Raw genomic sequence first — 14,961 nt, 5'->3', positions numbered from 1 at the left:
GTTATTATTGCTATTATGTTTACTGACTAACAGCACGCTTTTTCAGTGCCAAAAGGTAGTTCACAATCCTTGAAGGGCCGTATGTCTCCAAATCCCGCAACTGACCATTTGTTGTGCAAAGAAGTCGCTTCCACCTGACCAGATTCCCCCGTTTTTCTAGTTCAAGGGCATGGAACAGATAATCAAAATATCAGCCAAGAACCTTGGTGCTCTTGCCCTTGAAGATCACTGCCCTAAATGCTTCTATCTGAAGCTTAGAATGGGTTTCAAGCTTCCCTATCAGATCTTCCCAGGAATCTTCTCCAGCATTGATTCCTACAGCAAGAAGATTACCTGGGGATGCTGTGCAAAGAATGGCAAGGTGCCACAGTGGTTCGATTCCTGGGGAGAATTTGTCAAGCCTGTTCCTGCTCCTCATCACAGCAAGTTCAACTATACAGATCAAAAGACAGGGATCAAACTGACGGGTGTTCCCGATGATATCTTTTTGATGGAGGATGGGAGGTACTTCATCGTTGATTACAAGACGGCCAAATACACAGGGAATCAGGATGCACTCCTGCCTATGTATCAGGTGCAGCTAAATGGATACGCTTACATTTTTGAAAAGCTGGGTATGGGTGAAGTAGGCGGCATTGGGCTGTGCTATTATGAGCCACAGGGAAATGCTCCTGTAGAGCAGGGCATTGGTAACCTGCTTGAGCAGGATGGATTTGTGATGCCGTTCAGGGCGTATCTGAAGAGGCTCGAACTGGACCCTGATGGAGTGCTTAGCCCGTTACTGAAGCAGGTTAGGAGCATGTGGGATGGGGAGCAGGTGCCGGCGGGTAAGGAGGGGTGTAAGGATTGTAAGATGCTTGGGGAGATGGTGAAGTTCGGCAGGTAGGCGAAGAAGGTCAGGGGAGAAGGGCTTTTCCATTTCAGTAGACCCCACCCCATACGCTTGGGAATTCTGGGACTCAAAGGATGGGAATGGGACTCCTTAAATGCGGATTTTGGGGCGGGGGAAATTCATGCCTGGTTGTTTTTGGCTCCCCTACATATTTCGTTTCTGGATGTGAGAGCTTGGTTAGCTGATCAGGATAAATCCTCTTAGGTGCATACTTGGCAGCAATATCGTGGAATCTACGGCTATTGAAGTAATTATCTAACCAAAACCAGCTTTCTCCTTGTATTTGGTTGTGTAGCTAGCTATACTTATGCCGCACTGAGCAAGGCGCACTCTTTGATAAAAGTTTGAGGTGCTAAATAGATGATGAACATCATGGGCTTAGATTGTGCGGGACTTTGCTGCAGGTAAAAGATGCCAACAAGGATGTTGCCTCTGTAGGGTAAACTAATTGCCGCATTTCAGGCTCAGCAGTGCCAAACATCTTGTTTAAAGCATATTGATCGAATAAGTTTTTGAATACTGGTTCTTTGGGAGAGAGTAGATGTTGGTATCAGGAAATGCAAAAAGTTGCTTAGAGAAATCAGCCGTTTTTGTAAAAAAGCAAAGTAAATGCATTTTTGCGATTATCGTTATGGCCTTTTCCGTTGGCATGGCTAGCGAGGTGAGTCTTGATGCAGGGGAAGATGCTTGCGTCTACAGCGGCAGCTCTCAAAGTAATTATGGTGAAAACAATGCATTGATAGTTGGTCAGTACTCTGGCGAATGGCGATTTTATGTCAAGTGGGATATTTCGACTCTTTCCCAAATGGAAGTAAACTCTGCCAAGATTCGACTCAGAAAGCCAATGACTGGTTCGGCATTGTCTATATTATTCGGCAAAGCTACTTCTGATTGGTCGCAGCAGTCTCTGACTTGGGATAACAAACCGACAGCTACTACCTTGACCTTCACACAGTACAGTGTGTCAGGTGATTTAATTGGGTGGTTAGACTTCGAAATTCCGGAGCTAAAAAGCTATTTACAAACTGCCATTGATAATGGCCAATCAGACATATCGCTATGCATCCAGGCAGTAAACCCTTCGGGGTATCAGACCTATGAAAGCTTGGAAGCTGGAAATGCCCCTCGCCTGGTGGCCGATTGTGCGCCCGCAAATTCTTCAGATATACAGTTGACTATTCAGGACCAGAATGCCACCCCTAAATCAAACGTCAAGGTAGTTAGATATTGGAATAACGACCAAAACACTGATGAACGTATAACCGATACCAGTGGCCAAGTACTTTGGCAAGATGTTTCCGCTGAGTACTACGCATTTGAAGCCTATTATGAAGGACAGAATCCTTTTGATAATTTAGGTGAGCTATGGTGCACAGGTGAGTTAATGGTAGATTCGGCGAGCCATTCAATTGTAATGAAGCGGAACTGGCCTTTCGTAAAAGAGTTAAATCTCTATAGAGTTGAGGATGATCAGTTGCTGAATTCAAGTTCAACGGTTATCGCTGGCGAAGAGCTGAGAATTGAAGCAGTGGTCGTTAACAACACTCCAACACCAAAAAAAACCCGAATTAGGCTTTTACTGGATCGTGATCAATCAACTAGTTGGGATTTCGATGTTACCACGCCTTATCATGAAATCGCAGGCAATAGTCAGTACATATTCTCTAGTACTTTTACTCCCAATGAAGAGGGGAATTACTACAAGGCGGTTAGAACAGAGGTTGATCCAGGGGGTAAAACGGATGCTTGGGACTGGGCAGATTCGTTTCACGTTAAACCAAGTGTTTTGCATGCTGTTCCTTATTATAGTCAATACAATGCGCAGTGGTGTTTATTTCATGCCACAACTATGGCCGCAAAATATTATGGAAGTTCTGTTACCCCATGGGAGTTAGCTGCTTGGGATGGAGAAGATGTAAGTGGGGGGGGCAGCATTAGCGATATAACAGAAACTATAGGGGTTGAGGACGTTCTATCGCCCTTGGGTGAATACTTCTATGCAAGAGATGGATTTGGATATGAGCACAAAAACTTTACGCAAAATGATGATAGTGGTTTGTCGGACTATATGTTGTGGCAAAGCGTGCGTAACTATTTAGATCAGACTGTCCCACTAGGACCTCTTGTGATGGGTATAGTTCCTTCGGACGAAGTTGCCAACGCAGGACATGCAGTTGTTTTAACCGGAATTTCCAACGAAGGTGTTTATGTGCATGATCCGTCGGGTGCACTGTTTTCTTTTATAGAAACGATTGATGGTACCTATGATAAACCGGAAGTTTATAAAAATGTTTTTGTGAAGTGGGAAAAATTTAAAGCGTTGGTCCATGACACACCTTATCCCATACTCACACTCAGATTCGTGTCTCAGCCCAGTCCGATAAGCAGGACTGTTTCCATTCAACCATTACCCTATAACGACTTATGGGAGGAGATGTTTGTTTCGTCAGAGGCAATGAACATGATACTTGCTTGTGATGCTACTGACCCAACAGAGGTATTGGCTTGTTTTGATTTTGATGGATCGCAGTACAGCAGTGGATATGGGGTATGGAGAAAGAATGAGCGAAATCTACCAAATTCCTTTTCAAAAATAGCGGATATGGGGGCCACAGTCCACAATAATACAGGTGAAAATCTTTCTGTAAATGTATACATAACTATTGTTGGTGATGGCATAAGCAGACGCATTGATAATGATGAAACTACAACACTTCATGCTTATGAAACCCAGGATGTGGGAGTTGAAGAGGTTGCTCCGTTTCTGGGGCTTGCGGCTGGCGATTATCAGCTGAAGTTTGAAGTTGTCGAGGGGGCAGTGTATCGTGATGTATTTGCTTTGGACTTTCACTTATATGAGAGTTACGATGTTGTACCTGAATCTGATGAAAACGGAAGCATACTTCCGAGTGAGGTCCAGCATGTTGAGGCTGAACAGTCCAAATTGTTTACAGCTCTTCCCGATTCAGGCTATACGGTCGATCAATGGTATGTGGATGATGTGATTCAGTCCGCATATGCGGGAGTCGCAGAATTTACACTTGAGAATGTTACTTCGGACCATATAGTACGGGTTACTTATAAGCCGATCACGGTTCCAATTTATACGCTGACTGCCCAAGCACTTGCTGGTGGAACCGTTTCTCCAAGAAATGCACATGTTGAGCAAGGTCAGAATCAGACCTTCAGCGCTGTCCCTTCGGAAGGTTATAGGGTAAGTCAGTGGTTCATCGATGACGTGCATCAGTCTACAATTGATGGGCAAGATCAATGTACGATTACGAATGTCCAATCTGATCATCAGATTGTAGTTGATTTTGAGCTTGTAACTGTTACTGTGCCAGATGTAGTTGGTTGTTCTGAGGCAGAAGCAGAGAGTATTCTTGCGAATTCACAGCTTACCCTTGGTTCCATTTCTCACGATTATAGCGAAACTGTTCCTGTCGGCTTCGTAATTTCACAACTGCCAGCTTCTGGTTCATTTACGACCATTGGTGAAAGTGTCGATCTCATTATTTCTGACGGCCCCTCACCTGATTACGTTGATATTGTGGTTGAAGTCGATTTGACAACAACTGAGAAATTAACTGGGGGGAATCTGGAAATTCCTGTTACTATTTCCAACACTGGTACAGTTAATGCCGTACCTAACGACCCATACTATTTCGATACGACTGCATATATAGAAACTGATCAGCAGGTGGACTGGAATAGTTTGGGTGAGACTAGTGCGGTTGCTGAACTAGAGATGTCTTCTCTTGCTGCTGGCTCTGATCACGTAGGCAAACTAACTTTTGTTGCACCTCAGCAAGCAGGTACATATTACGTCAGAATCAAGGGGGATGATTTTGACAGTGTAGAAGAGTCCGACGAAACAAATAACTGGAGTTCGATAATTACGTTAAACATTCTTGAACCTTTGGATGTGGCAGATATCACAGGCGATGGCAGTGTCAATTTTAAGGATTTTGCTAAGCTTGCAGGTAATTGGCTCAATTCATGCGACTCGCTTACTTACTGTGATGGGGCAGATGTGAATAGGGATAAGCACATTGATATTCTGGATCTGATCGTGCTCTCTGAGTTTTGGTTGGAGCAAATTGAGCCCACCCCAGTAAATGGATTTATCGTTACGGAAGGGCTTTATGATGATCAAGCCGAGTGGGATGCAATAGTCTGTGAACAGTTTGGTGCTGATTATCGGGTTGCAGATTGGAATGACTTAAAACAGTTTTATGCTGATGGCGGCGATCTTTTGGCTTTGTTCGATGGTTTAGGGCTTACCGAACATGGCGATTGTGCATTTGTCACAAGAGGTGGAGTAAAACAATACTCCTCAGATAGATATTACTATGCTTCACGTCATGAACATAGCAAGCCCTCATATTATATGGCTCATGATAATATTGACAATTATTTAGTCAGTTTGGGGTCTTGGTATGGCTCACGAAGAATCTTGGCAATCAAGGAGCCAACATTGTTTTTCGACAACTTTAATGATGGTGATTTTGTTTCTGACCCGCAGTGGCAGGAGCAAAATAACGATGATTACCCAGGAAGCGTAGTAGTTGAAGATGGTGCATTGAAATTTTACAGATCTGGCGCAGGTGGTAATGGTGGAAGTGTTGGCGTTTTGAAGGAAGCTTCAATTCCTGTGAATTCAGGCACCTATGTAGCTTTTGATGCAAATGCAGTCTACCGTAGCGTAGGAGCAGGCTGCGGCTGGAATTGTGGAGAGTTTCCAGTGATAGTGCAGTTGACGGCACAGGATTCTGACGGCAATGAGATGATTCTCAAGTATGCATTGAACTACGGAGGTGCTATTCAAGACAAAACTGAATCAACGTTCATTCAGAGATGCTTAGATGTGCCACAGGGGGAGTGGGTGCAGGGGATCGCTTTTAATATTCAGGAGACTTGGCCAGAGGCTGCATCTATTATTAGCATTCAATTGAGAGGTGCTGGCTGGGATTTTGAAGGCTATATTGACAATTTTCAAATTGGTCGGCTGGATTAAGTAGGTTGTTATGATAAGGGTGCTGCAATGTAAGCAGCCCCCTTGTTCTAAATAGTGAGTGTTTATGTATGCGTCCCAAATGCGTATGCGACGAAAATAACTCCACTTTAGCACCACCCTAAATTGACATAGAGGTGGCAAAGTAAAGCATTTATTGAAGAAAGCAGTTTGTTTGAAAAAAAACGTCTTTCAGTCTTTGTTAATCTCTGTAGGGGCAATGGGTTATCCATATACTTAAGACTATACTTAATACCCCAAAAATTGTTGTAAGTCCTTTGTTTACCGTGAATCTGAAGGGTTCGAATCCCTCCTCCTCCGTTCGGCAAGCACCGGTGTCAAACAATGATATCGGTGCTTTTTTTATGTCTAAACCTCGAAGGGGTCGGTTAGTTTAGATGACAATGGAGGTTCTCGAGATGATAATAGTTGCCACGTGGTTACTGCTGGATGTATAGATTCGCCGGTAGTTTTGGAAGGACTCACAATATCAGGCGGCAATGCTGTCGGTCTCATGCCTGATCATTATCAGGGCGGTGGGATGCGTGTGACCTGCCCCCGAATTATGTACCAGCTACTGTTAGAGAGTTGTCCTTCTCATCTGTCGTGTATTGCTGTAGCTGAGCCGTAGGCGAAGCGGAAGCAATGCACGTGGCGGCGAACTCGGCCGGGGTCGCGTAGTCCAGCCCGCTGTGCGGCCGATGGTTATTATATTCCATCCGCCACTGTTCGACAATCACTTTCGCTTCCTTAACCGAATAAAACAGCTCACGATTGAGCACCTCATCTCTGAACTTGCCGTTGAACGATTCGATGAAGCCATTTTCCCACGGCTGACCCTTCTCGATATAAAGCGTTTCGACGTTCTTTTTGCCGAGCTTCTTCTTGATCGCACTAGCCACAAATTCCGGCCCGTTGTCGCTACGTATAAACCCAGGCACGCCTCGGACCGCAAACAGGTATTCCAGCGTTTCAACCACATCGCCCGACTTGATCGACCTGCCTACTTCTATCGTAAGCGACTCACGCGTGAACTCATCGAGCACCGTGAGAAACTTCAGACTGCGACCGTCCTCGCTCTGGTCGCTGACGAAATCATACGTCCAGACATGGTCCTTGTAGTCGGCTTTTTGCACGCTGCAGCTGTTGTCGCTGTTGCCTTTCGTTTTTCGTCCTTTGCGTCTGTGAGGCACCTGTAATGCTTCCTTTCGCCATATTCGTTGAACTCGTTTATGATTTACACGCCAGCCATGCTGACGAAGCTTGGCCGTTATAAACCTGTAGCCGTAGCTTTGGTGTTCCTTTGCCAGCTCGATTATCTTGCTGGTCAGTGCCGTGTTCGTTGGCTGCTGCTGAGGTTTATACCGCTGGCTGGCTCGCGGCTGACCTATCACCTTGCATGCCCGACGCTCGGATACGGCCAGACTCTTTTGAACATGCCTGGCCGCTTTGCGTCTCCGGGCCGGGCTCAGTAATTTCCCGAAAGCGCCTCTTTGAGTATGGCGTTGTCCAGTGCCTGGTCGGCAACGAGCTTTTTGAGCTGGGCGTTCTCTTTTTGCAGGGCCTTGAGCTGCTTGACCTGGTCGAGCTTCATGCGGCCGTATTGCTTGCGCCAGTTGTAGTAGGTCGCCTCGCTGATGCCCAGCTCACGGCAGGCCTGCTGGACCGTACCGCCGGAGCCGATTACAGCATCCGCCTGGCGGAGCATCTTGACAATCTGTTCGGGACTGTGATTCTTGCGTTTCATAAGAGCATCCTTTCCATAAAAACTAACAAATTATAACGGATACTCTCTAATCAGCAACGGTACAGTTTTTCGGGGTCAAGCCACGTGTATACCAAAGCAAGCTTACTTTGAGAAATTGTCTGTTTAAGGACAACGTTGCTATGGATTCTGGAGGGGGGATATTAAATGAGGGCGGGCTCCTGAACCTAACGCAGTTGCCTGACCATGTCAGGGCTCATGCCGACGCCATCTGTGGCGGGATCTCGATCTCTTTGCATACCCCGGCACCGTCTTACCCTGGCCGATCAAAACATCTGCCTGCCGTAATTTGGCACCAATCTGTGGACCGCTAAAACGTTTCTTCATGAGCATAATCTCCTAAATCTAGTCATATCAATATACCAAATTAGTCGATTATACCATCACATAAACTGGATAAGCTTTTGGGAGCATTCCAGTCGCCAGTAGGTGGCAAGTTTCTCACCAGTTGACTTGTTCCATTGTTTTTTGATAATATCAAGCCGGGAGTGCATGGACTGGGTAATCACCAATTTAGACGTTCATCGGGACTGTAATTGTCACATCATCACTGATAATGTCATCTGACCTGCAAATGAACAAAAAAGAAAAAACTTCAATTTTTTTCATCAAAAAGAGAATAGTTATTTGTTGTACGGATTAGAGACATGATGAATGGCGTTAAATAGCCATTAATTGCCATGAGATGCAGCGTCAGGCATTCAGAAGTCGCTTAAGCCAAAAAGCAGTCCTCTTTTGGTGTTGGTTCGGAGTTTTGTGAAAACATGAGTCAAGGCTTTTCTAAACTGCAGAAGCAGATATTGCGGGAATTGCCTGACGAAGAGGCGTTTTCGGAGTGACTAATAAATAAAATGTATTTTTAAGGAGTAAGATGATGAAGAAATTAATAATGCTAATGTTATGTCTGCTCGTAGCAGGCGCTGCTCAGGCCATTCCGGTGGCCGACAATTTCACGGACGGCGAGTTGGATGCCAGTACGTGGATCCCGGTGGTAAAGGATGGGTCTGAAGTTCTCGAATACCCCGGATATCTAACCATGACCCAGGTGGACGCCAGGCCTTACATGGCGACTGTTGGAGGTTGGGATCCTACGACCCAGGGAACGTTGACGGTTACCACTACTGCATACATTCCCGCAGGCAAAGGTATTGTGATCTGGACACGATCCAACGGTGAATACGATACCGCTGGATGGCCAAATATGGGTGGCGTTATCGGTACCGGATTGCGTTTTTCTTTCATGAACAACCAGTATAATACAGGTATAATGTATAAGGCAGCAGACGGAGCGGCTTGGGCCGGAGTAAGCAGCCTTCAGGAAGACACTAGTAACCTGACTTATGGCGTAGCAGGCGATTGGAACATTACGGTCACCGATACAGGTTCGGAGGTCACTCTCGAAGTTGTCAACGTTGCCGATCCGAGTAATTATGCAATCGCTACCGCAAACATCTCCGACGTGCCGGCTGTAACCAGCCATAAGGTGGCCGTTAACGGTTTCGGCGTAGAGTTTGATAATTTGTATATCAACTCAGCCAATCCCGCAGCAAGTCAACCAACGCCGGCTGATGGAGCTGAAGATGTAGCTATTGACACAGATCTTAGCTGGACGGCTCCGGAAGCTTACACTCAGGATGGTTGCAGGGTTTATTTCGGCACGAATGAGCCGAACTACAGTCTGGCGAACTATGGGCTGACTGAACTGACCAATGGTGTTGAAGATATCACGACCATTTCACCCAGTCCGAGTCCAATGGCAAACGGCACAACTTATTACTGGATAGTTGACTCATATGAGCCTGGCGTCACAGAGCCTTTTTTAGGTGATGCGTGGAGCTTTACGACTATTCCCGCTTTACCTGCAATTGACGATGCTACCCCGACCGGTGAAGCGCTGTTCGCAGGTGAGGATGCGGTCTTTACAGTTGAATTTGTTTCCGAGTCTGCGATTACTTCAAATGTATGGGAAAAATCCACCGATGGCGGTGCTAGCTGGACCACAGCACCCGGGACTGTCACGCTGGATGAAGCAAGCACACCGAATACGTCTGAGCTGACGATTGCCGGCGTAACAGCCGCTGATGAAGCGATGTACCGTTGTGTTTTGACGAACAGTGCAGGCAGTGAGGCCTCTGAGCCCGCTAATCTGATCCTCAAAACACTCAAGGCACACTGGACGATGGATCAGAGTGACTTCAGCAACAACACTTACCTGGATGTTTCGGGTTATGGGCATGATGCGACTAAGGTCGGTACGACTGCACCAACATTCGTGACAGATGCCGACGGCAATGCCACAGGCGCTGTTGGAATTTTCACATCAGATCAAGCATCGACAGCAGGCACGTGGGATCCCACCGCAGAGACAGGCGAGTTCACGATACATGCCTGGGTCAAGTGGGACGGCGTCACTCGCGGGGGTCTTTTGTCCAAGCGGACCGGATGGTCTGTAGACGGCATGATGTTCCATACTACTGTCAACGCAGATGGTACTGTAAGTATTGCGAGGAGAGGTACGTGGGATATTACGAGAACAAGCACTAAACAGGTAACAGCCAATGAGTGGAACAAAGTTGCAATTGCATTCGACGGATCAAATGTAAGATTCTACATCAATGGCCTTTGGGCCGGCACTTCTGACTTCTCACTTGGTACAGGAACCGGAGAGCCGATTACTATTGGTGCCTTGAGAGGAGATGGCCTGGTTCCATTTGGAGGATACCTGGATAACGTTAAGCTTTACAATTATGCTCTGCCGCATGAAGATCTCGTCGACGCGCCGGTTTATCCTTCTCCCGCGGACAACGCCACTGGTGTGCCGTTCGACACTGATCTGAGCTGGTATGCTGGCGAGGGGTCCGAGCTGTTCGATGTTTACTACAGCACGACGGCACCGGATCTGGATGCTCCTGACTACGATCCGAACTATCCGCTGACGGATCCATCGGTTATTGCCGGCTTGACTTCACCTGAGGCAAGTTTTGGTTTCAACCTGGATCTCGACACGACGTACTACTGGTATGTTGTGGAATCAGACGGGTCGGGCAATCCGCTGTGGCAGAGTGACGTATGGCGTTTCACGACTCGTGACCTGAAGACTGATCTCACAGACGATCTCCGAGTTGATATGTACGATCTCGAACAACTAGCAACGGAGTGGCTCACTGACACCAAACAGTTCCCGCCATCTGAGTATGCATATCTGGATCACGAAAACTGGGCTGATCCTAACTTCCCTGATCAGGAACCGCAGCTGACCGACTACGTAGCACCCTGGGAAGGCGACGGTACGACTTGGGCCGTTGGTAGTGTGGAACTCAATTTCAGCCCCACTCCGGCTGATGAAAATCACGATCCAGGTAATCGTACAATGGTCTGGTCATACGATGATTCAGAAGGTGGCTGGGCTCACGGCATTACAATAGGACTTCCGCAGGATGTTGACTTCAGCGAGTTTGACAAGTTCGGCTACTGGGTCTATCAGGAAAGCACGAGCGGTTCTGCCGACATTCGTATCGACAGCCGAAATGACGACGGAATCTACAGAGACTGGTTCGATATGAGCTCACACGATGGTCAGTGGCACAAGTACGTGTGGGATATCCCAAATGGTGCTGCCACCGCAGTATATCAGATCAGGTTCTACCGCGGCGATGCCTCCGGTGCCACCGAAGAGTTTAGCGACTTCTTCCTGATCAAAGACGATGTCACCACGAAGCTCTGCCTCAACGAGTACAAAATACTTGACGAGGACATCAATGACGATTGTGTCGTCGACTTCTTGGATTTCGTCTACTTGGCTCAGGACTGGCTGCTGGATGCGAGTAATCTGTAATCAGCGACTTTAAAGATGTTAACAAAATATGGCTCTGGCACTGTGCTGGGGCCATATTTTTTTTGGCTTAACCGAATTTAGCCATGGTCAGGATTGGCGAAAAATTCCAGTAAATGGTTGTTTCAGGATGGTTGTTTTGCAGTAACTGGCCCTGGAAAGACGAATCTGTTTGCATATGGGATATGTTGGGGCGAGGCGGCTGTTTTTTTGCTCGTAGAGGCCTCATCTATGCAAATATGTCATCTGCAAACAAGTATGTTAGTAATTTTTCAATTTTACTCATCAAAAAAAGGGTGGCAAATTGTTAACATAGTGTTAAGCACGAAAAGACAAGCCAAAAATGTGTAAACATGAGCGATAAGGCTTAGAGACATGAGTGAAAGCTCGCAAAATAATAGGAATAGAGAGTTTTTTGAGCTCTACGGACAGTCTCAGACCCGCATCTTGAGCTTCCTTTTCGCGATGGTTCACAATGAAAGCGATGCTCAGGACCTTTTGCAGGATACCGCAGCAGCAATGCTGGAAAACTTTTCCAGGTTCGAAAGAGGGTCGAATTTCACTGCTTGGGGCATCACTATCGCAAGGAACAAGGCCCTGAATTTCTTGCGGAAAAACAGCAAGTCACGTCCTCTTTTGAATCCTGACCTGTACACTCGCATTGCTGAATTAGAGATGAGCGAAATGGAAGAAGAAGAGCGTTTGGCAGAGCGGTTGGCAGTCCTGAAAAAGTGCCGCAAGAAACTGGATGGTCGCGACCAGGAAATACTGAGCCTAAAATACTACCAGGGCTACCCCATGAGCAAGATCGCTGAAGTATTGGGGCGATCGAAAACAGGTATCTACCATACATTAGCACGGATACATAATCTCTTGTATCGATGCATCCAAAACAATTTAGCAACCGGACGGAATGAATAGTGCCTGCAGACTGGTAGCGGCATAGAGTAGTGACCTGAGTCAATGATCGTGTTTTGTTGTAAAGTTGTTTGGCGGAAAACACTGGAATTAAAGCGGGAATAAAACACATGAATTTGAAAAAAGGCGGATTTACCCTCATCGAATTGTTGGTAGTGATCTCGATTATCGCATTACTCTTGGCCATTATGATGCCCGCACTGGGCATGGTCAAAGAGCGAGCTCGCCGTGTGACCTGCGGTTCCAATCTAAAACAGGTCGGAATCAGCATGCTCACTTATGCAACTGATAATAACAATAAGGTGCCTCCAAGCTGGATGGAAGAAAACTGGCGAGGCACAGCAGGTTATGCAGGCTGGGCGGCATATTTTGCTTGCCACATCAACCCGAACGCAACCTCTGATCAAGACAAAATAATAGGTGATCCATATAATATGACGTGGCTGATCACCACAGATTATCTGAAGGATCCTAAAGTATTTTATTGTCCCTCAGCACGTACCGTCAGCAAGACTTATTCTTACGAACCCTATATTGGTCGCCTTTCCTGGCCTTTTGTCAAGAATCCACCAGGTAACTCCAACAGTGCGGCGGTAAGAGTAAGTTACAGCTATATCCCTCAAGTACGTGCCAGGGAAGTTATCCAGTGTGGAAGCAGCAACCGGGACGTAAAGGTTCACATGGTAGGTTATAAGGTTTCAAACATGACTTCTAGCACGAGTCTGGCCGCTGACCTTATCGATACACAGAATACCGTAATGCACCGCGCGGGGGTGAATAAGCCTGCAGGTATCAATGTGCTTCATGGAGACGGCCATGTTGTATTCAGCAATGACAAAGAAGCCATAAATGCAGATGATTTCTGGGGTGATAGTCAGGACAGACCTAATCTGCCAAACCAGAACGGTTATAACCTGCGAGCGCTCCTGGGTCTTTTCAAAGGCACGGCCCAGATATTGGACTGAGCTTTTTAGCAGTATATTTGAGATAGTATGAACATCAGGACATAACGAATGATTAGTGACGATCAAAGAATAGCACTGTGCAAGCTCATAATGGGGCTGATGGACGGTTCGATAACTGATCACGGACTATCCGTGTTAAACCAGCAGCTCGCTCAATCTCCTGAGGCACTAGAGTTTTATCGAGAGTTTATGAAAAACACGGCTTTGCTGAAGAACGGTATCGATCTCAGCCAAAGTAGTCTATCAGACCCGATAAGCTCTGACTTTTGGGCGGAGTTGAGCAAGTATGAGATGACAGCTCCGGCTGTAGTCGTTTCCGAACAAGAGGAAGGCCGGAACATAATTCAAAAGGTGGAATACCCGCAACGTGAAAAGCACAAACTTAGTAAGTTTCAGATTGTTACACTTATCATTAGTTCCGCGGCACTTCTATTTGTTGTTTTCATTCTGAATTTTGTCCGTCCTAAAGAGGGCAGCATCAAGGTTGCTACGCTCGTTGACCAGGTGGATGCAGAGTGGACGGACGAAGGAGTGCGGTGGACAAACGGAGTTGGCTTCTGGACAGGCGACAGCCCGTATTTGTTGACAAAAGGTTTTGCCAGAATACTCAGCAACAACGGAGCAGACGTTATAATTGAGTCTCCGGCAAAGTTCGAAATGCGCGATACAGACGAAATCTTCCTTTATTACGGCAAGGTTGCATGCAGTGTTCCGCCTAAGGCATACGGATTCAAAATTCAGAGTGCTGACTTTGAGATCACCGATCTTGGTACAGAGTTTGGTGTTACTGTAAGGCAGAACCAAAGCAGTGAAGTAAGTGTGTTCGATGGTAAAGTTGAAATGGCATCGCTTTATGACAAGCACTATGATAATGTTCTGACTGCCGGGCAGGCCAAACAGGTTTCTTATGGTTCGGGCACTGTCAGCGACATACCGTGCGATCGATATGCTTACAAACAGACATGGAAAGATGTGCTCACGTCAGTCGAAGTAAAAGGAAGTATAGACTTTTTACGTGCCAGCCCGAAATCGCTGGAGCAGGATGCGTTTGAAAGCGACAGCAAAATGTTTCTTATTGAGGAACGAAAATCAGTTCCACTTCAAAATGAGATCACTGGTTTGATATCCTCAGGGCAGTATACATCGCAGGACCTAACTCTGGATACTGAAGCAATCCCCGGGCAAGTGGACAAACCTGTCGACAGTTTTCTACTTCATATAGATCGTGTTGGCGGGACAAGTTTTGAGCAAAATCTAGTTCTAAATGGGACGATTGCATTCAGATGTCCCATTGTTGGTGTTCTGGTAGATACTGACAAGATAATCGAGTCAGATTCCTTGTTCGGAAATCCGAATGTTGATTACAGTGATGATATCAACAGGGGAATCACCGGTGAGTCATCAACCTGGCGAGAGATTGACGAGTCAACTTTAGACGTATTAACCCTGAGTGAGGATCGAAAAACGTTAATGGTAAAGATGGTGGCAGGTAATTTCGATCAGATACGTATTCTAGTTGAATCGCCCTGATCTACTTGTATTCGCCTGTTTCATTGAACCGGAGTCTATTCTTGT

At 46.4% G+C, this 14,961-nt stretch carries 8 protein-coding genes; 6 read left to right on the top strand and 2 right to left on the bottom strand.

The window, feature by feature from the left end:
• Window positions 1-169 precede the first annotated feature (169 nt).
• A complete protein-coding gene (locus tag STSP2_RS15685; RefSeq protein WP_146663672.1) occupies window positions 170-886 on the top strand; it encodes a PD-(D/E)XK nuclease family protein in 717 nt (238 codons plus the stop codon).
• A gap of 547 nt (window positions 887-1,433) precedes the next feature.
• A complete protein-coding gene (locus tag STSP2_RS15680) occupies window positions 1,434-5,909 on the top strand; it encodes a CBM96 family carbohydrate-binding protein (RefSeq protein ID WP_146663671.1) in 4,476 nt (1,491 codons plus the stop codon).
• A 560-nt stretch (window positions 5,910-6,469) separates the two neighbouring features.
• On the opposite strand, the gene STSP2_RS15675 is transcribed toward STSP2_RS15680, so the two are convergent.
• A protein-coding gene (locus STSP2_RS15675) for an IS3 family transposase (protein WP_418202197.1) occupies window positions 6,470-7,653 on the bottom strand; the annotation gives its coding sequence in 2 pieces (ribosomal slippage) (window positions 6,470-7,389 and window positions 7,389-7,653; 1,185 coding nt in all).
• 207 nt (window positions 7,654-7,860) lie between these two features.
• Complete coding sequence (locus STSP2_RS17410; RefSeq protein WP_169853280.1) at window positions 7,861-7,998, bottom strand: hypothetical protein; 138 nt, start codon at window positions 7,996-7,998, stop codon at window positions 7,861-7,863.
• 547 nt (window positions 7,999-8,545) lie between these two features.
• On the opposite strand from STSP2_RS17410, the gene STSP2_RS15670 reads away from it, so the two are divergent.
• The 4 genes from STSP2_RS15670 to STSP2_RS15655 all read left to right on the top strand — a co-directional run bounded on the left by STSP2_RS15670 (window position 8,546) and on the right by STSP2_RS15655 (window position 14,916).
• Entirely contained in the window at window positions 8,546-11,506 is a 2,961-nt protein-coding gene (locus STSP2_RS15670; RefSeq protein WP_205847924.1) for a LamG-like jellyroll fold domain-containing protein, read from the top strand.
• A gap of 372 nt (window positions 11,507-11,878) precedes the next feature.
• Window positions 11,879-12,424: a sigma-70 family RNA polymerase sigma factor gene (locus STSP2_RS15665; RefSeq protein WP_146663669.1), complete on the top strand. Its 546-nt coding sequence runs from the start codon at window positions 11,879-11,881 to the stop codon at window positions 12,422-12,424.
• A gap of 107 nt (window positions 12,425-12,531) precedes the next feature.
• Window positions 12,532-13,386 (top strand): DUF1559 family PulG-like putative transporter, encoded by an 855-nt coding sequence (locus tag STSP2_RS15660; protein WP_146663668.1) that lies wholly within the window; start codon window positions 12,532-12,534, stop codon window positions 13,384-13,386.
• A gap of 48 nt (window positions 13,387-13,434) precedes the next feature.
• Complete coding sequence (locus tag STSP2_RS15655) at window positions 13,435-14,916, top strand: FecR domain-containing protein (RefSeq protein WP_146663667.1); 1,482 nt, start codon at window positions 13,435-13,437, stop codon at window positions 14,914-14,916.
• Window positions 14,917-14,961: the final 45 nt, after the last annotated feature.

The organism is Anaerohalosphaera lusitana (assembly GCF_002007645.1).
Taxonomy (GTDB): Bacteria; Planctomycetota; Phycisphaerae; order Sedimentisphaerales; family Anaerohalosphaeraceae; genus Anaerohalosphaera; species Anaerohalosphaera lusitana.
The sequence above is the reverse complement of the archived record's forward strand: the minus strand, read 5'-3'. Positions and strand labels throughout refer to the sequence as shown.

Excerpts from the sequence above, each read along its gene's own strand:
- STSP2_RS15685 (WP_146663672.1), top strand. The coding sequence starts at position 170 with ATGGAACAGATAATCAAAATATCAGCCAAGAACCTTGGTGCTCTTGCC.
- STSP2_RS15680 (WP_146663671.1), top strand. The coding sequence starts at position 1,434 with ATGTTGGTATCAGGAAATGCAAAAAGTTGCTTAGAGAAATCAGCCGTT.
- STSP2_RS17410 (WP_169853280.1), bottom strand. The coding sequence starts at position 7,998 with ATGAAGAAACGTTTTAGCGGTCCACAGATTGGTGCCAAATTACGGCAG.
- STSP2_RS15670 (WP_205847924.1), top strand. The coding sequence starts at position 8,546 with ATGAAGAAATTAATAATGCTAATGTTATGTCTGCTCGTAGCAGGCGCT.
- STSP2_RS15665 (WP_146663669.1), top strand. The coding sequence starts at position 11,879 with ATGAGTGAAAGCTCGCAAAATAATAGGAATAGAGAGTTTTTTGAGCTC.
- STSP2_RS15660 (WP_146663668.1), top strand. The coding sequence starts at position 12,532 with ATGAATTTGAAAAAAGGCGGATTTACCCTCATCGAATTGTTGGTAGTG.
- STSP2_RS15655 (WP_146663667.1), top strand. The coding sequence starts at position 13,435 with ATGATTAGTGACGATCAAAGAATAGCACTGTGCAAGCTCATAATGGGG.